This is a genomic window from Scytonema sp. PCC 10023 (assembly GCF_963920835.1).
Taxonomy (GTDB): domain Bacteria; phylum Cyanobacteriota; class Cyanobacteriia; order Cyanobacteriales; family Nostocaceae; genus Kalymmatonema.
The window spans coordinates 86,317-107,460 of sequence record NZ_CAWUDP010000027.1; the positions used below are offsets into that span (position 1 = coordinate 86,317).

Consider the following 21,144-nt stretch of genomic DNA (forward strand, 5'->3'; position numbering starts at 1 on the left):
AAATAATAACGCAGGTGATCTGAACAAATTTACTTCAATTGTCTTTGCTTTGGCATCATCAAATGACTGGAATTTACAGCTTTCTCGATTATGCCAGCATATAGCTTTGCTGTCATTTCATATGAAGAATAATTGGCAGCAAAAAAGGCTGCATTCTTACCTAGTTGCTTCCGAGCCGCTGAATTACGCATCAATTCCTCTAAATAAGCGACTAGTTGTGGGACTTCTAAATCACCTATATCTACCTTCCAACATACAGAATTTGGCAACTCTGCAAATTGCTGGTAGTTACTAACAATACAAGCTTTACCATAGCTTAAGACTGTCATTAAAGCAGCAGAAGACTCACCTAGACTGGGATATCTAAGATTGAGAACAACATCACTCATCTTGATACAGCGCTCAAAATCTTCATCACTCAAATAACCACTGATGATTACGTTTTTTGAAAGACCCAATGATTGAATTTTTTCTTCTATCTTCAGTGACGGTTCTATTAAATCACCGCCTATTAAATATTGAACGGGATAGCCTTGTTCAATCAGTATTTTAATAGCTTCTAAAATGGTGGGTATACGTTTAAGTGTATTAACAAACCCAAAAGTGGATATCAGAAAATTCTTGTCAGAAATACCAAAACGTCTTGTTAACGCACTTCCATCATCTTCCGTATCCACTGCTGTATTAACAACACAACCAAGAGGAACGACTGAAACATTACCAATCTCTTGCAGTTGGTCTTTTACCCACCGACTATGAACAATAGTGGCAAGACTTCGTTTTACTAAAGCATGAGACATGGGAAATTTCCATATCTCAGGGTAATCACATCTAAATTTCACTGCTTCATAACTAGACTTCCCTTGCTCACCATATGCCTCGCTCAGAGCCTCTGCATACAAATACTCTTTATCTGTTCCTAAAAATGAATCTGCTAAAAATGGGTGAATATTAAATTCATGAAGTACAACAATACCAGGATGTTGCCATGCTATCTGATATATTGCTTTATGAAATTTACTATTGTTACCAATATGGTAAACAATACAATCATATTTTCCTATGTCTTTAGGCAGTGTAGAAAGACTCTTGACTGATAATTCAAAAGTATCGTCACTACACTCTTTTGTATTCTCTACATAGAGAGTAATATCTACATACTCTTTTAGGTAACGGACAATCTCATAACTATAGTTTGCAATACCTGTGCGCTGAGGTGGCCAAGGTGATACATATGCAATTTTGTGGCGCTGTAGCTTTGCTGAACTATTTGTATCACACAAAGTGTTAGTAAATAGTTTGAAGTAGCTTGCTGCAGTTTTCGCCCAAGTAAATGATCTAGCGCGTCTGATTGACTCTTCTTGCTTGCTTTGATAATTTGCATAATCGTGAAGAGCTGCTTTTAAAGCAACAGCCATATCCCTGGGATCATCTGGTGAACAGTAGTAGGCTAAATCTCCTACAACTTCTGGAATAGATGAAACTTTGGTAGTGACTACTGGCAATCCGCATGCTAAAGCTTCTAGTACAGGTAACCCGAAGCCTTCATAGCGTGAAGGAAAGAAAAAGATGCTCGCTCCTCGATAAAGAGCGATGAGATCCTCTTCTTCGATATAACCAGTAAGGACAAGTTGATCTAAAACACCAAGTTTTGCTGCTAGGTTTTCGTATTTTTGCCTCTCTTCATCACTATAGGCACAGACTACGTAAAACTTAATATTGGCAAATTCTTGATAGTTGTCTTTGATGAGATACGAAAAAGCTTCGAGCGCCGCATTCATATTTTTTCTGGGATCGAAGCCACCTGTAAATAAAATATAAGGCTCTTTAGATTTGTCTTTGGGTGAAATATGTGACCAAAACTTTGTATGATCTACTGCTAAAGGTATTGCTATTGATTTATCAGCAACACGAGGGTCTATTTTTTCAAAATCGCTTTTTGCGCTTTCCGAAATAAATATTAATTTATCTGCCCAACTAGGGAGCGTTTCAATCCGGCGCTTATACTCTGCTTTGATGTGTTCTGGCCATTTTGAAAGGTAATAATCAGGCATGACCACTGGTATTAAATCATATATTGTTGCAAAAATAGTTACATTAGATAGACCCGTAGGCAAAACGACATTGAGCATCAATGGGTTAGGAATCCAGTAAGCATCTATTTGCAACTCAGTTACTACTTTGTTCAATACTTGACTGTAGTGCTTAGTCTGGTTTGTATAGCCATCTTGATTCAATGGCTCATTTACTGTAATCGGTATCAGCCATCTTTGTACTGCTGGACTGAAATGCCTCAACTCTGAACTATCACGAACCGTAATAAACCATTCTTTGCTAATGTCTTTAACTAGTAGCTCTTCACAAATTTGCTTAAAAACGACACCAATCCCACGATTTATTTCGGGTGTCGATAATGTTTGACCATCAATTAAAATTTTCATTTTTAATAAGCACCTCTCAAAAAATGGTTGATGACACAATCCCAAGAATAGTTAGACTGCACGTAACGCTTGCCAGACTTTGCGAAAATTTTACCCTTATCTAGGCTACTTAAAATTTCTAAAGCAGCTTCAAATTCTTCGCTTGATGAAATTGGTATACCTCCCTGACTTTTTCTACAATGTGCAGTAGTAACTTCACCATTTCGATGAACAATAACCGGAACTTCGCACAACCAAGCTTCCATAAGTACTAGCGAGAAGCTTTCATTTTGAGACAGATTGATTAACCCCAATGCCTGGGAAATAATTAAATATTTGTCTTCTTCTGAAACAAATCCTAAATCTAAAAAGCCTTTATTCGTTGGTACAAGGTTCGCATCACCTCCACCTAAGAAAACAAGAGTAGCGTCACCACCATGTGACTGATAATTTTTAAAATAATCTATTAACGTAAGAACATTCTTTCCAACATCTTTTCGACCAACAGATACAAAAAATTTGTCAGGAAGATTGTAACGCAGCTTAATATCTTTTAAAAGACAGAAATTTGTTTTTTGAATTCTATCAACATCAATAGGTAATTCTACCCCTACCCCAATGACAGAACTTTCTACTAGTCTACGACCAATAGTATGCCCATAATATTTGATTGCTAGTGTTTTTTCTTCTTCTGTTAAAAAGAAAATATGGCGGCTACGAGCCAGCATTTCTGCTGTAGTCATCCATTTAAACTGAGGCTCATCATGAAAACAAGGCATGATACTGGCTCTACCTTCTAGTGATTGAATGAGCGAATAAATTAGCCCTTGTGTGTAGGGCATACCAATCACTAAATGTCCATCTGTATTGGCTTTGGCATAGTCAACAAGTGCCTGACTATTAATACTATTTTCAATGAATTGACGTTGAAAATTTTCATCTACCTCCATGTTATGAATAATTCTATAGTTCACTTCATGATATAGGTGTTCACTCTCCTGTTTCACAGGAAACCGACGTACTACGACACCATTAATCTTCTCAACACTAGGAGGCAGCGTATTCTGCCACCAATTATCAAAAGGGGAACGGCAACAAGTGGTGAGAACTTGGACATCAAAACCCCGCTTGCTTAATTGTTCTGCTAAGGTTCTGGCAGCTACTTCTGCTCCCCCCGCAAAAGTGCCGTACCAGGGAGTTACGAATGTAATTGAAATGTTACTCATCCTTTCTTGGCTACTACTGCAAAATCTGGTGGTGCATAAAAGTTGGACTTAGCAATTTCAATTAAGGGATTTAGTTGAGATGCTATTGGGTTATCAGCTTCAAGCAGCTGTAGTGGATCTTCGAGTCGATCTTCTCTCAGACGTAGTAATTCTACATCCAAAAATCCACGTTGCTTGAATAAAAACTTAACAGTTGGTGGAAAGAGCGGGTTACGATGAGTCGGATCTGAGTAAAAATTACACGCACCAACCACTATGTTTTCTGGGTTTGGCGTTTCAAAGATAGCTAAGCCACCACTATGAAGTACCCTGACTGTTTCATCTACCAATCTTATTAACATAGAAAATGGCAGATGTTCGATAATATGAAATCCAGTGACTACACCTAAGCTTGCATCTGGTAAAGACTGCAAATATGCAATGACATCTGATTCCATCACCTCCAGTCCCCTATCTTTACACTTCTCTAACATCACCCTATTGATATCTATACCCCTTGCTGTATATCCAGACTCACGCAGTAACTCCAACCATTCGCCGCGCCCACAGCCCACATCTAGAATCGGTAAATCCGGTGTACCTACCTTTGCTTCTTGAATGATGGGTAGGTAGACTTTTAACCTGTTAAAAATAACTTCACGGCTACCCCGAAATTGGTCTTCAAAAGCCACATAAAAGGCATCTAGTGAATGTTGTTCTTCTTCAGCAAAAGTTTGCAACTGTTCTTGGCTAAATGGTTCTGGTAACTGCCGCTGCGCTTGTTCCAAAAACATGGTTATTAGGCGCTTTTGCTGTATTAGGTCGTTTTTGAGGTAGCTATCGTTTTTCAAATAACGCTCATCTAGATCTTCCACCCTAATATTGATAGTACCCAAACGTTGATTAATTGCTTGCAGGCAAGTATCCACACTACCTAAGCGCTCATCTACTCCTTGTATATGAGTATCAACCGCCTTTAGATGCTCATCTATCAGTTGTTTGCGACTATTTACAACATCTAAGCGCTCTTGTATTCCACTCATCCAATTATTTACGTTGGCATGAATCTTTTCCAAACTGTCATCTATCTCTGGAACGTGGCTATATACAGCACCCAATCGCTCATCTATTCCTTGCACGCGAGTATCCATAGCGCTTAGGCGCTTATCCATTGTTTGTAAACTCGTGTCCACAGCATTCAAGCGCTCATCAATCTGCGCTCTTAAACTTGTTATTTGTTCTATAAGTTGTCGATTAAGCCCTACAGATTCTTTCAAAGCACGGATCAGATTAAAGTTTACTTCCCGTTGGTCTTTGAATATAAAACTAAGTATTTTTAAAGCAATTTTTTGTAAAATTTTAATGATACCGAGATTAAAAGGAAATTTATTAAGGTTATCTGGCCATTTAGTGCGGATAATGGCTCTAGTCTCGGCATTCCTAAGTAAAGCTTCAATATGGTAGAAAATATGATCTAATGTTCCAGTTGGGCTCGATATTATTGGCTTGGGTGTTATGTTTTTTGATTGAGATTGACCATAACGCTTAGCAACATCTTCCCGGATTCTTTGCATTAATTCATCAACATTAATTTCAGGATTACTTGAATTAATCATCTTCTTCGCCTACTTATATTTCTAAAAAATCACACTTAATTGCTTATGGAATATAAATATGCATCATCTTATGCTTTTTCTTAAATCATACTAATTAAGACATCCTCCATTAATTGAGTTGGCACTTCATCAAACCAACGCACTCCTTCCTGCACAAGCGTAACTCTCAAAATGTAATTACCTTTCTCGGGTAGTGCCTTAACTTTAGCTGTATATGTTTCTGTTGTGACTTGACCTAATAAAGATTTCAATAGTATAGGCTTACCTTTATATAAAGGCGGAAATATCTTTGTTCGTTCTCCATCAAACACAATGTAATTATTAGCCTGCTGATTCATCCAGTGATAAGCAATGTGAACAGGGTGAGAACCATAACTATGAAAACTAAATTCGCTATTATTCTCTAGGTTTATCTGAATTTCAAATTCACTATTAACACTTACTTTTGCTGGACAATCTTCTACTAAAATTTTGATTTTTCCTGACGGAAGAGGTGGGACAGGAGACATTTGTAAAGTGTTTTTCAATTGTTCTTGATTTATCTCCCGATGAGAGGCTATTGCAAACAGGCTGGGAGCAGCCGAAATTTCTCTTATTGAAAATTTTCTCAGTAGACTACCACCAGGATTTTCTGTATCACCAAACCACAAATACACATACTTAAAATATTGACTTAACTGCTTTTTTAAAACTCTTGGAGACTGTTCATTGATATGCATCAGCATCTCATATCTAGAACGGGGTTGTGCTGGTAGATAAGCACCAACAGAGGCAGCAATCCTTCTCTTACGTTGATAGTCGTACTTATAATACCAAAGGTTAGGAAACGTATGGACAACAAATAAACCATCTGACTTCAAATGTTGTGCTATTTTGTGATAAAACTTCTCGACTTCCTGACTAGATAAGTGTTCAATTATATCAGATGCAACTGCTAAATCATACTTTTGTGATAGTGATACATTACATACATCATCACAAATAAATTCTACGTTTGCTTGAACAGAAGCCTCACCATCAAAACACTTTTTTGCCAACTCAATTGCATTTTGTGAGTAGTCAATAGCCGTCACTGTAAAGCCTTGACGAGCAAAATAGAAACTAAGTTCACCCCGACCACATCCTAAGTCGAGAACACGTCCTGATTTTTTCAAACTTGCAATAGTGGCAACAGTCTTTAGTCTTGGATCTTCTAATTTTTTCCCATGATTTTTTTTGTACACATCATAGCCGCCACAATCCTGAGTGTAATACTCAGTTGTGTAAGTTTGACGAATCGCTAGACTAGAGTTGTCAATCTGGTTGTTATCTTTACTATATTGCCTTAAATAATTCTCTGAAACTTTTATTAATAGCTCTCCAGCATAGCCTGGTATTACCCCATACCAATCTAGGATGTCAGCGTAGCGAAATAAAAAATCGCTGACTGCCATAAAATTTTGTCTAGTCCACAAGTACCCATCCACTAGCACATAACGTCCCTGCTTAGTGGCAACTTCTAAATCATGAAATGAACTATCTCCATCTTGTTGCCCATCTACATGAATCAAATCATAGATATCACCCGGAAAGCGTTGCATAGCTTGTGTGTCAGCAACAAGAAATTCGCTAGAAAATTCAGTGGTAATTTTTTCTGCCCAATGAATTGCTCCTTTGACACCACCATAGGAGTCTGTATCTAAATCAATACCAACATAGTGAGCAGCAGGGTTTCCATTGAGAAATGCGGCTGCTGAATAACCAAAGCGTACTCCTATTTCAAGAATGGAAGCTGGTTTTAGGACATGAGCGATCGCCCACTTTAACTTGTAGTAATCAACCCACTCATGAAACAGGTGTCCTAGCGGATCATCTGGATTCGCAGTTTTTCTAAAATCATATTCTGTTTGTTTTGCCTGCTGAATTATATAATCAAACATAAGTATGCCGTAAAATTAAAATATTAGGAGAAAGATTTACCATACCTGACCAAAGTATAGCTTCTTTATTTTTCAGGACTTTTAAAATAGCCACATTATGGGCATATACTAATGTTTTCTTGAACGAACTTTGTCCAAATGCACTATCAGCAACACCTACCGTAATTGTGTATTCACCCTCCATAAGAGGAACTTGAAACTTAAAGCGAACCTCCAATAATGTCTCGCTTTCCACTTGACCTACTGTTTGTCCCATACAGAAAGTGTTTGTTTCAAACACAACCTCTCCAAGTCGATCCCTAATTTTAAAACCGATATGTGGATCGTCAAAAGATTTTAAAAATAATAGTCCTATACTTAACTCGACAGATCTATCACTAATAACAGCTTCAGTTTCTTGGCCATCTTCATTGAAAAATTTAATAAATTTTAAACTAACCTCTGGCAAATTAATAACAACTTCTTCTAATTCTTCTTGAGCAACTGAGAACTTTTTATTTTCCTGTAATATTCCATAATTCGAGTTCGATTTCATCTGAATTTCTAATGTCTCTGGCTGCACATCCATTTTTTGCAGTAGCTTTGCTTGATATAAATCAATGACTTGCTTTGGTTTTGCATCCAGCACTAATTGCCCTGCTTCCATTAACACGGCTCTATGGCAAAGTTTGTATACAGCCATGGAATCGTGGGAAACAAATAAAAAGGTTATTCCTAAATCTCTGAGTTTTTTAATTTGCTCAAAACATTTTTGCTGAAAATAAATATCACCTACTGCTAATGCTTCATCCAGAATGAGAATGTCAGGATTAACACTGACTGCAACCGCAAAAGCCAAACGGACAAACATACCACTAGAGTATGTTTTTACAGGTTGGTCAATAAAATCACCAATATCTGCAAACGCAGCAATCTCATCAAATTTGTCTTCAATTTCTTCGTGGCTTAATCCCAACAACCGCCCATTAAAAAAGACATTTTGCCGCCCTGTAAACTCAGGATTAAATCCACTACCAAGCTCCAACAATGCTGAAACCCGCCCATTCACCTGTACTTCCCCTGTTGTGGGTGTCAGCGTTTTGGCAATAATTTGCAGCATTGTACTTTTGCCAGAGCCATTTTGACCAATAATTCCCAAAGTCTCTCCTTTGGGAATTTCTAGGTTAATATCCCGCAATGCCCAAAACTCTTGAGCGATGCTCTTTCCTGGTAGCAAAATTTCCTTGAGCCGATCTACCGGACGAGCATACCGCTTGTAGCACTTCGAGACATTCTTTAGTGAAATTGCAATTTCCTCACCCATAGTACGTACACATACTCTCGGCACATCCGAAACTCTACAATCTTGTGAATCAAAAATCATCAACTAAGCCATAAAACTCACCAGGCTTTGTCGAGTAATAACGTTATCTTGCACTATAGAGTGCCCATTGCCATTGGGAGATGTCAGCCCTAAAGCTTGCAAGTCTGCCTCAACCATCAACTTTACTAAATCTTCAAATGTGACTGTCGGCTCCCACCCCAGCTTGCGCTTCGCTTTACTTGCATCTCCAATCAACAGTTCAACTTCTGCTGGGCGCAAATACCGCTCATCAAACTCCACGTAATTTTCCCACTTGAGATTGACATAGCCAAAGGCAATCTCTAAAAACTCGCGTACAGAGTGAGTTTCGCCTGTGGCAACAACGTAATCATCCGGCTCATTCTGCTGCAACATCAACCACATTGCCTGTACGTAATCCTTTGCATATCCCCAATCTCGTTTGGCATCCAAGTTACCCATGTAGAGCTTTTTCTGCTTGCCTGCTAAAATCCGCGCCACAGCTTGTGTAATCTTGCGTGTAACAAAAGTTTCTCCCCGCCTTGGCGACTCATGATTGAACAAAATCCCATTACAGGCAAACAACCGGAAGGATTCGCGATAGTTCACAGTCTGCCAGTGAGCATATACTTTTGCACAAGCATAGGGACTGCGGGGATAAAATGGGGTTGTCTCTGTCTGCGGTACTGCCTGCGCTTTACCATACATCTCAGATGAGCCTGCTTGGTAAAAGCGTACTTCAATCTTTGTACGCTGCTGATAATCCCGTACTGCTTCCAATAGCCGTAACGTTCCCATACCTACGGCGTCAACAGTGTACTCAGGCGAGTCAAAACTAACTCGTACATGAGATTGTGCTCCAAGATTATAAATTTCAATCGGTTGCACCTGTTCAAGGATTCGTCGCAGCGTGGTTCCATCAGTCAAATCGCCATAATGCAAAAATAGTCGTGCATCCTCACTGTGTGGGTCAGTATAAATGTGGTCGATGCGGTCAGTATTGAAGGTTGAGGTACGGCGAATGATGCCGTGAACTTCGTAACCTTTTTCCAAAAGGAATTCACTGAGGTAGGAACCGTCTTGCCCTGTAATTCCGGTAATCAGTGCCCGCTTGCGCTGAGTCATGCTTTCCTTTTCCTATAAATTTAATAAGTTAAATACCTAATTAATCCTACGACATTGAGCGGAGTCTTTTGCTACAATACATCAGCAAAGGCTGGTTTCAACCGCTTATAAACCCAGAAACCACAACAAAAGATCATCGTAGAAACTCCGGAAGCCACTGCCCATTCGCCCCAATGTTTCACTTCCCCGACTAAAATCAGGTCACGATAAACTTCGGCGATCGCCGTCAAGGGATTTAACCAAAACACCCAATCCCGAAATTCTGGTGGGATCGATGATGCTGGATAAACAATTGGTGTCAGATACAACCAAAGCTGTAAGATCACTCCCAACGTCTGGGGTATATCTCGCAGAAATACCGTTAGTCCTGCTGTTAAATAACCTAATCCCGCTGTCAACAATAACTGTGGTAGCCAAACCAACGGTAACAGTGCCAAAGTTGTATGTAAAGCCTGACTTTGTACCGCCACAAAAAAAATCAACGCCATCAAACCAAAGGAACTCTCAATAAATGTTGATAAAATTGGCACTAGCGGTAACAAAGCTAAAGGAAACACAACCTTCTTGACTAAATTCGGCTGTCCGATCACCGAAGTAGACGCCTGCATCAACCCACCACTAAATGCGATCCAAGGCAGCAACCCTGCAAATAGCCACAAACCAAAGGTAAAATTATTTTCTGGTAAACCTTTAAGGCTCAACTTTACCCTTAGTACAATTGAAAACACATAAGTATAAATCAGTAACTGCGCTAGCTGATTTAACAAAGGCCATAAATTACCTAAAACAGAACCCTTGTAGCGTGCATCCAAATCCCGTCGCACTAGAGTTCTGAGTAAATCGAACTTTGCCCACCAATTTTCGTTAATTGGTAGAATGCGCTTCAGCATCCCTGCCTTTCGGACAACTCCTCGCATTGTTCGCAACAATTCCAGCTTCCTCGCTCACTACCTACACACCAAATTTGTTTCAATGAAGTCTAACAGCTATGAAAGTTCCCATCGTACTTGTATTGCAAGAATAAATTTTTTTTGTAAAATTGCGCTTAAATTACCTTGTAGATTATACGATTAATTGGATATTTTGCTGCATATTTTCTCTCCTATTTCCTGAGATATTTCCTGAGATGGCGAACTAAGTCAAACTCTCAAAGATTAATTCCTAACAATCGTCACTGTTAAGTCAATTGCTATACAAACAGCTGGTTGTTGGCAAATCTCTGTGTTAAATATTAAACAAGTATTGCTTCACGTTTAAAGCAAGTTATCCGGATCAATTCCCTGATTACGCAAATATTCCGCCAGTCTTTCAGCCCGTTGGCGTTCTTGTTCAGCCCGTTGGCGTTCTTGTTCAGCTCGTTGGCGTTCTTGTTCAGCCCGTTGGCGTTCTTGTTCAGCCCGTTGGCGTTCTTGTTCAACTTGCTGTGCAGGTGTTGGTATCCATTGATGACTTGCATCGTACCAACGCAGCCATAAACCTGTTATATTCTCGTAGGAACCTTGCCAAACTCCTAAGCCTAGCTGCACCTCTTCAAGCCACAAACGTTGGTTGGGTAAAGACAATTCCTGATAACGAGTCCCCTCTAAGCGAAAACCTCGCAGTCGATTGCTGTATCGGTCAAACACAACATAATAGGGAATACGTAAAATTTGCTCATAAACCTGCCACTTGGTTGGGGGCTGGTTGACTTCCCTGAGAGTCTGTCCTAAGTCTTCCTGTTCTGTACCAGGTGAAAGCAACTCAACGACTAAAAATGGATCAACTCCCTCTTGCCAAATCACATAACTCAAGCGCAAGTCTTGTTGTTGTTGGGCACGAGAAACCCGTAAGACTAAGTACCAATCAGGGCGCTTGTACCACAGTGGATGACGGGGGTCGTAGTAAAGATTTAAGTCGGTAGCAATTAAAATTTCCTCAGCGGAATAGTTAGAAGGTTGGCAGGTTTCGCTGAGTAGTCTCGGTTGAAAAATATGAAATTCATCTGGCAATCCAGGTTCTCCCACTAATTCACTAGGCAAATCATACATCGTGGGTAGGACTTCCTGGGGTGGACGGGGTGGATCAGTTTGATACATAAGTGCTACCTCTAATTTCAATCCATGGACTAAGTCAAACTTTCTGGATCAATACCCAACGATCGCAACTGCTGTGCCAACAACTGCGATTGCCCGTCAGGGCACTGCGCTTTGCGCAATCGCTGTCGTTCTTGTTCCAAAAGTAATTCTGCATCCGTTGCGCGTTGCTGTGCTTCCGTTGCCCGTTGCTGTGCTTCCGTTGCCCGTTGCTCTTGCTCAATAGCCGCTTGTTGTGCAACTCTCGCCGCCTCCTCTGGTGTCGGCACTAAATCCCCTTCTGATGTGAAGTATCGTAGTTTACCTGCCTCGACACCCAAATACAGACCAAGCACCTGGCTCCAACGCCATCCCCGCGCATTCGCTACAATTTCTTGATATTCATTACCTACCAACTCAAAACCGACAAATTCCAAATTTTCCGGCAAAAACCAAAAATATTCTGGAGTACGAAACCGATTTTGGTAGAGGTTTTTCTTCAAATTCCGGTCAACATGAGCTGTACTCTCAGAAAGTAATTCAATAATCAAGTCTGGATAACGACCATCTTCCTGCCAAACGACCCAGGAATTACGGGGTCTTTTCTCAGTGTCCTTCACTAAGAAAAAGTCTGGTCCTCTAAAATCGGGATTCCGCAACTGCTGGCGACTAAAATATATAGTAAGATTCGCGCCGAGAAAGAAATCATTCCGGTCTCGCCACAGCCACTCCAAACAAGTCACTAGCAGCAGTAGCTGCATATAATGCAAAGAACTTTCCATTTCTGGCTCATCACTTAACAACCGACTTGCATCGGGCATCTGTTGTTCTAGCTGTTGCGCTGTGACAAACATTTGCTTACACCTGCTGACCTATTGATTTCATTCTAGTCAGTCGTCATTAGTCATTAGTCATTAGTCATTAGTCAACAGTCAACAGTCAAAAATTATTCTCCCCCACTCCCTCCCTCCCTCCCTCCCTCATCCCCCACTCCCTCTCATGTCCCACATTCAGCTACACTGAGTCTTGGTTTGTTGTGTAGTAAGTTGGCATGGAAATCGGACAAAAAGTTAAAATCGTTCGTTTGCGCGATCGCGTATCTGCTCCTGTTGTGAAAAAGCTAGGACAAGTCGGCACCATCGAAGGCTTCAAAATGACCGATAGTAGCGGTGTTGGCGTAGTGGTCAAGTTTGAGGATAATTTTGCCACTTGGTTTTTTGAAGATGAACTCAAAGTCGTGCAGTAGGGGAGAAGCTACTAAAACAAGCCGAGTGCTAAGTTGGAGTTGAAAAAACCAGCGGTAAACATAGGAATCAAGTAATGGCCCTGATACTGACATTTTTGGGCAAAGGCGGCAGCGATCGCACGAAAATTGCGATCGCCGCAGCCAAATTATTGGCTAGTCTTGGCAAGCGTGTTCTCCTGGCTGGACAAGCAGAACCAGCATTGTCAATCCTGCTGGGAGCAACTCTTGGTCCTGATCCCCAAGAAATTGGTCCCAATCTACAAGTTGTGCAGTTCCAAACAGCAGTGCTGCTAGAACGCAGCTGGGAGGAAGTGAAAAAACTTGAGAGTCAATACCTCCGCACGCCTATCCTCAAAGAGATTTATGGTCAAGAATTGGCAGTCTTGCCGGGGATGGACAGCGCCCTTGCTTTGAATGCTATTCGAGAGTATGACGAAAGCGGCAAATATGACGCGATCATCTATGATGGCTCAGGCGACTCTTCCACCGTGCGGATGTTGGGAATGCCAGAGTCTCTCAGTTGGTATGTGCGGCGGTTTTACCAATTGTTTATCAATTCCGACTTAGGAAAAACAATTTCTGAATCGCCCTTGATTCAACCGCTGATTAGCACCTTTTTCAACGTCAACTGGACATCAGATAACTTCTCCCAACCCACCAACAAAATTAATAATATTTTGGACAAGGGAAAAGCCGCCCTTGCTGATCCCAAACACATTGCTGCTTTCCTAGTCACTACCAATGATCCTGTGGAAGTGGCTACAACCCGCTATCTTTGGGGTGGTGCCCAACAAGTTGGTCTCACTGTTGGCGGCGTTATCCTTGTGTCAGAAGACACAACTGTTGATCTAGGCGAAGAATTTACTCCCTTGCCAGTGAGTGTTGTTCCAGACGCAAAACTGGGTGACTGGCAACCCCTGATCGATGCCCTACCTAACTTTGTGGCGCAAGCGGTACAAGCTCCCAAGCCTATAGAAGTAGACGTTCAGACGCGTCAGGTACGCCTATTTTTGCCTGGATTTGACAAAAAGCAGGTCAAACTGACTCAGTATGGTCCAGAAGTCACTGTGGAAGCAGGAGACCAACGGCGTAATATCTTCCTACCTCCTGCCTTAAGTGGCAGATCTATCACTGGAGCAAAGTTTCAAAATAATTATTTGATAATCTCCTTTTAGGTATTACGAAAGGAATAGGGTATAGGGAAAGGTTAATAGTTAATGGTGAGCCAGCGCTGCAGGAGGGTTTCCCGACAGCCAGGCGACTGGCGAACCCGAAGGGTGAGTGGCACTTTTTGACAAACAACTAATGTACCAGACGTGCCATGGCACGTCTGGTACAACTAACAATTCCCTATTCCTTATTCCCAATGACCAATTAACGTGTACTCCTTATGTCTGAATCAACTCCGATTACGCCAGATCCAAATTCACCTGAAGCACTAGACTCGGTAGCACCAACAGAGTCCGTCAAAGCTGCTATGACTCGTGGTGCCAAAACTAGGCAACTCCTAGGAATGAAAGGTGCAGCACCAGGGGAAACCGCAATTTGGAAAATCCGCCTGCAACTGATGAAGCCCATTACCTGGATTCCTCTAATATGGGGGGTAGTTTGCGGTGCGGCTTCCTCTGGTGAGTACACATGGACGCTGGAAAATGTATTGAAGGCAGCAACTTGTATGTTGCTGTCGGGACCATTGCTGGCGGGTTACACGCAAACCCTGAATGAATACTACGATCGCGAAATTGACGCCATCAACGAACCTTATCGCCCAATTCCCTCCGGAGCAATTCCCTTACCCCAGGTAATTACGCAGATTTGGGTATTACTTGTTGCTGGTATTGTCCTAGCATTTGTTCTAGATGTTTGGGCAGGTCATAACTTCCCCACCATTACGGTAACCGCCTTCCTAGGTTCCTTCATAGCATACATCTATTCGGCACCACCTCTGAAGCTAAAACAGAACGGTTGGTTCAGCAGCTATGCCCTTGGTGCTAGCTACATCGCCTTGCCTTGGTGTACTGGTCATGCTTTGTTTGGGGAACTCAATTGGAAAATTGTGGTTTTTACCGTGGTTTATAGTTTGGCTGGTTTGGGTATTGCCATTGTCAATGACTTCAAGAGTGTAGAAGGCGATCGCAAGTTCGGATTAAAGTCATTACCTGTGATGTTTGGTGTCACCACTGCGGCATGGATTTGTGTGGTGATGATAGATGTGTTTCAAGTGGCGATCGCTGCTTATCTCATCTACATTCACGAGAATTTGTACGCAGCAATTCTCTTACTACTCGTCATCCCGCAAATCACCTTCCAAGATATGTATTTCCTGCGTGATCCCTTGAAAAATGATGTCAAATATCAAGCAAGCGCTCAACCATTCCTAGTCATAGGAATGCTCATTGCTGGTTTAGCAATTGGTCATGCTGGTATTTAACGGTATTACGGAAGTCCCCACCCTCAATGTACTCATAGGGTGGGGATGGCGTGCTGTGCAGCTATGAAACCATCTCCGACTAATTCAATCCGTAGGATTGACAGGGAGTGGGATGGTTGAAGAGTTGCGATTTTCCAAGGTCGGTAGTCGGTCAATGTAATCTTCAATCAATTGAGTAACCGTCTTCTCCTTTGACGTGGCATAATTCTTCAACTTGTTGAAACGCTTTTCGGATATACGAATGTGCACCTCTTTTGTTTTCATAAATATGTCCACAATATAGACACATTTATGCTATCATAAAGATGGTTGCGACCCACCCACACGGCTGCAAACAACAGGTCAAAGTAGCGGTTCGACGCTTACCAAAGTAACTAGCGTGAGAAAGGGGGAAAAGAATTTGCCGGTGGAACGCGTAAGCACATTCCATGTGAATTCTCGAACACAAATCAAACTGCCCTCGGTTGGCGGGCGGCTGCGCGGGTTCCCTCCTGCAGGGATAAAGGTAGTAATACCAGAGACGCTGTGTAAGACTTAGATCGTCTTCAGTGACGAACATTCAGCAATGAGTGTACCCAACAGAGCAACGGCGAATGAGACGCGTTCGCGAAGCGTGCGCCTTAGCGCTTAGCCCATGCTTCAAGCGTTCGTGCAGCGTGCCGTCAGGCATAGCTAAGCATGGGTACTTCACCTTATACCTCTAAAGTGAGAAGTTAGGAGTAAGGAAAAAAGTAACAGTTAAGACTGAGACCAGTGCTAATGAGGGCTTTCCCGACGCAGACAACTGGCTCTCCCGTTGGGTGAGGAGTCTAAATGAAAAGCTCCTAACTCCTAACTTAAAAATTAAGACTCGTAACTTTTGTCAGGACTTACCGTGTTACAACTACTGTATTATCTGTTTCATTTCATTCATTTGATTCAGCCTTTGATAATCCCTATTTGCTTTTTCTCTGCTTGGGCACTCATTATTCTCGTTGCCTGGAGTATGTGGACGGCAGCACGAGATAGTGTCACTACAGCGCAGCAAATGCATCAAATACCTTGTACAGGCTGCCAGTATTTTACCAATGATTACCATCTTAAATGCACCGTTCGTCCCTGTATTGCCAATACAGAAGAAGCGATAAATTGTATGGATTATCAACCAAAGACGAATCCTTTACTTTACTAGGAATTGTTAGTATAGCAATCCGTTGAGGATTTGTGAAAAAACAAGATCCCCGACTTCTTTAAGAAGTCGGGGATCTGAAGAACTCAATAACCAATTTCTAACAATACCTTTAAAACCCCCTTTGTCTGAGCGCGTTCAAAAGCAGTAAGCCCATCAGCGAGAGGATAGCGGGCATTAATCAGGGATTTTACATCCACCTTTTCTTGTTGTAGGAGATCTAGTGCAGGCGCAAAGGGACCACAACGGGAGCCAATGAGAGTAATTTCATCCACAACTAAAGAAGAAGCATCAAGGCTGAGGTTGCCAGCGTAGGTACTTTTAAGCACCAGAGTACCGCGTGGACGCAAAGCGCGGCGAGCAAGTGCAAAGCCTTCTGAGTTACCAGTACACTCTACAGAAATATCAAAAGCTCTATCTGTCACTGTATCAGCAAAGCCAGTTTTGATACCTCGTGCCTCTAAATGAGCGAGTTTGTCTCGATGACGCCCCACAACCAAAAGGTCGCAGCCTGTTAAAGCTATTGTTTGCGCTACCAGTATTCCCAGCTTACCATCTCCAATAACAAGCACCCGGTCATCTGGATGGAACTTAAGCTGCTGCTGAATTTCCAGCGCCGCTGCTAAAGGTTCGGTAAAAGTTGCGACTTCTGTGGGAATATTGTTAGGTACAGGATGCAAATTCTCTATTGGCAAACAGAGATATTCAGCAAAAGCTCCATTGCGGTTGACAATGCCAAGGACAGTGCGATTTTCGCAATGAGTTGGTTGTCCGCTACGACAGAACCTACATCGCCCGCAAACAGCATTGATTTCTCCAACAACTCGCTGGTTAACTAGGTGTTCTGGTCCTTGTTCGACAACACCGACAAACTCATGTCCTAAAATGCCAGTGTACGGATAATAACCTCTCTTCAGTTCTAAGTCAGTGTTACAGATACCAGCACAGAGAACACGCACCAAAGCTTCTCCTGGTGGCGGTTCGGGAATAGTTATGTCGGTACGTAGTTGCAGTTGATTGTTTTCGAGCCAGAGTCCTTGCATATTACATCTTCAGTGTGGTGCAATTTGATGTTTATTATTATCCTTAAAGTCAGCGTGACACAGAAAAATGACAAAGTATATAAAAAATAAGTTACAGGCATCCGTACAAATAGTAGCCCATAAACAGAGAAATTTAAGAACGAAAAACAAAGAAGGAAAAAGGAAAACACTATTCTTTTACGTTTTGCCTTTTACCTTTTACTTTCTCTTAACCACCTTGCCTACTTATGCTGAAACAATAAACAATGCCTGCCCACCTAAATTGGTTTTCACCACTCCTAGTAATAGAGATTTTACCTTTAAAGACTGGGATAAAACTTGTGGAAACCCGAAAAATTATATCTCTAGCTTTGAACAGATGCTTTTGGAATTAAAACCAGTAAATGTTGTCTATTTAGGAGAAAATCATGATAATGCAGAAGACCACAAAAACCAGCTAAAAATAATTCAAGAACTCTACAAACGCAATCCGAAAATTGGTATTGCCATGGAAATGTTTCAACGACCTTATCAAGAGGTTATCAATCAATATCTGGCAGGAAAAATTACTGAAAAAGAACTCATAGAGAAAAGTGAATATGCAAAACGCTGGGGTTTTCCTTGGGAAAATTACGCGCCAATTATTAAGTTTGCTAAAGAAAAACAACTTTCCATTATAGCTTTAAACACACCTTCAGAAATTACCCGCAAAGTTGCCCGAGAAGGTTTAGAAAGTCTAACATTATCTGAACAAAAATTGATTCCACCCTTGTCAGAAATTCGTACAGATAACGAGGAATATCGCCAACAGTTGCAAGCAGCCTTTCAACAACATCAAGCTGGTAATCATGGTAACAGTGTAGACGTGGAAAAGTTTTTCCAGGCGCAAGTTTTGTGGGATGAAACAATGGCAGAAGGAATTGCCAAATTTGTTAAAACTCGCCCAAATTATCAAGTTATCGTGTTAGCTGGACAGGGACATATCATTTATGGCTATGGTATCCCTAGCCGCGTTGCCCGTCGCCTCAAGGGTGAAAAATTCACTCAGCGTTCTGTCTTGCTCAGTCCGCCCGATGAGACACAACCTAAAGAGAAAAAAGCAATAGCAGATTTTATATTGCAGGGAGGACTACGCTGACGATTTTGTCGTTACGGCAATTTTTATTTGTAGGAAGTACACCTGTTGTAAGTCAGGATTTTGTCCAGTATCAAAGTTAGAGCTTTAAGCTTGGATATTATAGGTGCGATGAAAGGCGATTGCGCGGAGCGCAGTGCCCTCGTACCCAATCGCGATTCGGGGCAGTGGCTGAGTCCTAGGGACACGCTACCCGTTGGCGGAGCCTGCGCTTTGCGCTTACGCCAATCGCCCACCTAAACTCCATAGCCCCACACGGGCATCGCCTACACAATTTGTTGGAAAAAACACTTGCTTCATGCGTCCTATATATGCAATTATGTCTTCATTTCCCAAGTAAATACTGTAAACTTACCGATTTGCCGTAGTTGATGAAGGAGATATCACATCAATTTTTAGCCAACACGTCAGAAGTGTCCAACTAATCTGAAGTTTCATCACTCAGGCTTGGATGGCTATATCCAACGCGATCAAAACAGTAAGTGAGGAGTCAGAGACATGAATAAACGCAAACTGCAAGCACTTGGTCGTCGCCAGTTTGTAGGGGCTGCAGTTGCTAGTACAGCCTTGACATTAGGAGGCTCAAGCTTTTTTTCCGCTGTTGCTGCCAAACGAAAGCGGCCGAATGTACTGTTCATTTTGACGGATGATTTGGGCTGGGGCGATCTTAGTATTTATGGAAACACCTATCAAACGCCCAATTTAGACCTGTTGGCAAGGGAAGGTACCCGATTCACCAATGCCTATGCAGCGCAAACTGTTTGCACCCCAACACGGATAAGCTTCTTTACAGGTCGTTATCCAGCAAGATTGCCAGTTGGTCTTCAGGAACCCTTAGCTGGGGGCGAGACTGTAGGATTACCGCCGGAACACCCAACGATCGCTTCTCTTTTGAAAGGCAATGGTTATGAGACAGCGCTGGTTGGTAAATGGCACACTGGCTTTCTTCCCGACTACGGTCCACTCAAGAGTGGCTTTGACGAATTCTTTGGCAACTACAGTGGAGCGATCGACTACTTTACCCACAAGGATGGAAGTGGCAAACTTGACTTTTATGAAGGTGAGTCAGCAGTGGAAATACCAGGTTATGCCACAGACTTGTACACTGAGCGTGCTGTTGAATTCATTAAAAGACCCCGCAACAAGCCATTTTATCTCAGCCTTCATTACAATGCACCCCACTGGCCTTGGGAAGGACCAGAAGATGAAGAGTTAAGTAGAACTTTCTACAATTCAAATCCTTTCACTGCCGGAGGGTCAAAAGAAACCTATGCTGCAATACTGAAGAGCCTAGATGAGGGAGTTGGTAAAGTCTTGCAAGCTTTGAATGAGTCTGGGCAAGCTGATAATACCATCGTCATTTTTGTCAGTGATAACGGGGGTGAGAGGTACTCAGATTTTGGACCTTTCCAAGGCAGAAAAGGCAATTTGTATGAAGGCGGTTTGCGAGTCCCCAGTTTTATCCGCTGGCCTGGGGTGATTCAACCAGAGCAAGTCAACAGTCAAGCTATTATCACTCAAGACTTGACAGCAACAATTCTGGCTGCAACAGGCACTAAACCTGATCCAAACTATCCACTTGACGGTCAGAATTTGCTTCCTGTTCTTGTGGGCAAAAAACCTGTTTACCCTCGAACGCTGTTCTGGCGTTATAAATCCAATATCACTGGGCGTCCTTCAGGACAGCTTCAAGTAGCAGTCCGGAGTGGGGATTGGAAGTACTTGCGGCAAGGAGAGAACGAATATCTGTTTAATCTTGCCAGTGACGAAGCCGAACAAACCGACCTCAAAGACGCGTATCCCAAAGTGTTGCAGCAGCTGCGCGATCGCTTTGAGGAATGGAATGCAGAAGTCCTGCCTTACCCACCTTAAGGAATCATTCATGCAGGAACGTACATTACGCCAAGAAGTATCATCCGGTAAATCTGACAAGCAAATTGCTGCCAAGCGCCCTGGTAAAGTACCTGATAGAGACATGGTCTGGATACCTGGCGGCACTTTTATGATGGGATCAGACCATCATTACCCAGAGGAAGGTCCAGCTCATCTCGTCCGTGTCGATGGCTTTTGGATGGATCGCTATGCTGTCACGAACAAGCAATTCCAACGTTTTGTGAAAGCAACTGGCTACGTGACAGTGGCGGAGCGTCCACCAAAGCCGGAAGATTATCCTGGAGCTATACCGGACCTGCTCGTACCAGGTTCAGCTGTCTTTCAGCAGCCCAAACATCGAGTGAATTTACAAACTTGTAGCTGGTGGGTTTATGTGCCTGGTGCTAACTGGCGACATCCAGCAGGACCTGGAAGTTCTATCAAAGGGCGAGAAAATTATCCTGTCGTGCATATTGCCTATGAAGATGCTCTTGCTTATGCCGCTTGGGCAGGCAAATCGCTGCCGACAGAAGCACAGTGGGAATTTGCTGCTCGCGGTGGGCGGGATGGTCCTTGCTGGTGCGATTCGTTGCTTAGAAACTAGACGCCGTAA

The 21,144-nt window shown here is 42.2% G+C and carries 17 protein-coding genes; 7 read left to right on the plus strand and 10 right to left on the minus strand.

What is annotated here, in order from left to right:
* Positions 1 to 29: 29 nt before the first annotated feature.
* From ACM0OZ_RS18005 to ACM0OZ_RS18045, 9 genes are all read right to left on the minus strand, one after another.
* Positions 30 to 2,441: a glycosyltransferase gene (locus ACM0OZ_RS18005; protein WP_414584197.1), complete on the minus strand. Its 2,412-nt coding sequence runs from the start codon at positions 2,439 to 2,441 to the stop codon at positions 30 to 32.
* 2 nt (positions 2,442 to 2,443) lie between these two features.
* Positions 2,444 to 3,646: a glycosyltransferase family 4 protein gene (locus ACM0OZ_RS18010; protein WP_414584198.1), complete on the minus strand. Its 1,203-nt coding sequence runs from the start codon at positions 3,644 to 3,646 to the stop codon at positions 2,444 to 2,446.
* Positions 3,643 to 5,241 (minus strand): methyltransferase domain-containing protein, encoded by a 1,599-nt coding sequence (locus ACM0OZ_RS18015; protein ID WP_414584199.1) that lies wholly within the window; start codon positions 5,239 to 5,241, stop codon positions 3,643 to 3,645. The genes ACM0OZ_RS18010 and ACM0OZ_RS18015 overlap by 4 nt, the downstream gene beginning before the upstream one ends.
* 80 nt (positions 5,242 to 5,321) lie before the next feature.
* A complete protein-coding gene (locus ACM0OZ_RS18020; protein ID WP_414584200.1) occupies positions 5,322 to 7,160 on the minus strand; it encodes a methyltransferase domain-containing protein in 1,839 nt (612 codons plus the stop codon).
* Positions 7,153 to 8,463, minus strand: coding sequence for an ABC transporter ATP-binding protein (locus ACM0OZ_RS18025; protein WP_414584201.1), 1,311 nt, complete (start codon positions 8,461 to 8,463; stop codon positions 7,153 to 7,155). Before ACM0OZ_RS18025 ends, ACM0OZ_RS18020 begins: the two co-directional genes overlap by 8 nt.
* A gap of 63 nt (positions 8,464 to 8,526) precedes the next feature.
* Positions 8,527 to 9,606 (minus strand): GDP-mannose 4,6-dehydratase, encoded by a 1,080-nt coding sequence (gene gmd / locus ACM0OZ_RS18030; RefSeq protein WP_414584203.1) that lies wholly within the window; start codon positions 9,604 to 9,606, stop codon positions 8,527 to 8,529.
* 71 nt (positions 9,607 to 9,677) lie between these two features.
* On the minus strand, positions 9,678 to 10,523 hold the full coding sequence (locus ACM0OZ_RS18035; RefSeq protein WP_414584204.1) for an ABC transporter permease: 846 nt from the start codon (positions 10,521 to 10,523) through the stop codon (positions 9,678 to 9,680).
* A 336-nt stretch (positions 10,524 to 10,859) separates the two neighbouring features.
* Positions 10,860 to 11,681 (minus strand): Uma2 family endonuclease, encoded by an 822-nt coding sequence (locus ACM0OZ_RS18040; protein WP_414584205.1) that lies wholly within the window; start codon positions 11,679 to 11,681, stop codon positions 10,860 to 10,862.
* A gap of 29 nt (positions 11,682 to 11,710) precedes the next feature.
* Positions 11,711 to 12,511 (minus strand): Uma2 family endonuclease, encoded by an 801-nt coding sequence (locus ACM0OZ_RS18045; protein ID WP_414584207.1) that lies wholly within the window; start codon positions 12,509 to 12,511, stop codon positions 11,711 to 11,713.
* Positions 12,512 to 12,708: 197 nt separating this feature from the next.
* Here ACM0OZ_RS18045 and ACM0OZ_RS18050 point away from each other — a divergent pair, with 197 nt between their 5' ends.
* The 4 genes from ACM0OZ_RS18050 (at position 12,709) to ACM0OZ_RS18065 (ending at position 16,505) form a co-directional block, all read left to right on the plus strand.
* Positions 12,709 to 12,903, plus strand: coding sequence for a DUF2862 domain-containing protein (locus ACM0OZ_RS18050; RefSeq protein WP_096562892.1), 195 nt, complete (start codon positions 12,709 to 12,711; stop codon positions 12,901 to 12,903).
* Between the two features lie 74 nt (positions 12,904 to 12,977).
* Positions 12,978 to 14,078: an ArsA family ATPase gene (locus tag ACM0OZ_RS18055; protein ID WP_414584208.1), complete on the plus strand. Its 1,101-nt coding sequence runs from the start codon at positions 12,978 to 12,980 to the stop codon at positions 14,076 to 14,078.
* Between the two features lie 215 nt (positions 14,079 to 14,293).
* A complete protein-coding gene (gene chlG, locus ACM0OZ_RS18060; protein WP_414584209.1) occupies positions 14,294 to 15,334 on the plus strand; it encodes a chlorophyll synthase ChlG in 1,041 nt (346 codons plus the stop codon).
* A gap of 874 nt (positions 15,335 to 16,208) precedes the next feature.
* A complete protein-coding gene (locus ACM0OZ_RS18065) occupies positions 16,209 to 16,505 on the plus strand; it encodes a hypothetical protein (RefSeq protein ID WP_414584216.1) in 297 nt (98 codons plus the stop codon).
* Between the two features lie 83 nt (positions 16,506 to 16,588).
* On the opposite strand, the gene ACM0OZ_RS18070 is transcribed toward ACM0OZ_RS18065, so the two are convergent.
* A complete protein-coding gene (locus tag ACM0OZ_RS18070; RefSeq protein WP_414584210.1) occupies positions 16,589 to 17,545 on the minus strand; it encodes an MDR/zinc-dependent alcohol dehydrogenase-like family protein in 957 nt (318 codons plus the stop codon).
* 217 nt (positions 17,546 to 17,762) lie between these two features.
* On the opposite strand from ACM0OZ_RS18070, the gene ACM0OZ_RS18075 reads away from it, so the two are divergent.
* The 3 genes from ACM0OZ_RS18075 to ACM0OZ_RS18085 all read left to right on the plus strand — a co-directional run bounded on the left by ACM0OZ_RS18075 (position 17,763) and on the right by ACM0OZ_RS18085 (position 21,135).
* Positions 17,763 to 18,662 (plus strand): ChaN family lipoprotein, encoded by a 900-nt coding sequence (locus tag ACM0OZ_RS18075; protein ID WP_414584211.1) that lies wholly within the window; start codon positions 17,763 to 17,765, stop codon positions 18,660 to 18,662.
* A gap of 495 nt (positions 18,663 to 19,157) precedes the next feature.
* Positions 19,158 to 20,531 carry a sulfatase-like hydrolase/transferase gene (locus ACM0OZ_RS18080; protein ID WP_414584212.1) on the plus strand — a complete coding sequence of 458 codons (1,374 nt, stop codon included), beginning with the start codon at positions 19,158 to 19,160 and terminating at the stop codon, positions 20,529 to 20,531.
* Between the two features lie 10 nt (positions 20,532 to 20,541).
* The gene (locus ACM0OZ_RS18085) at positions 20,542 to 21,135 is read left to right on the plus strand and encodes an SUMF1/EgtB/PvdO family nonheme iron enzyme (protein ID WP_414584214.1); all 594 of its coding nucleotides are present in this window, start codon (positions 20,542 to 20,544) and stop codon (positions 21,133 to 21,135) included.
* Positions 21,136 to 21,144: the final 9 nt, after the last annotated feature.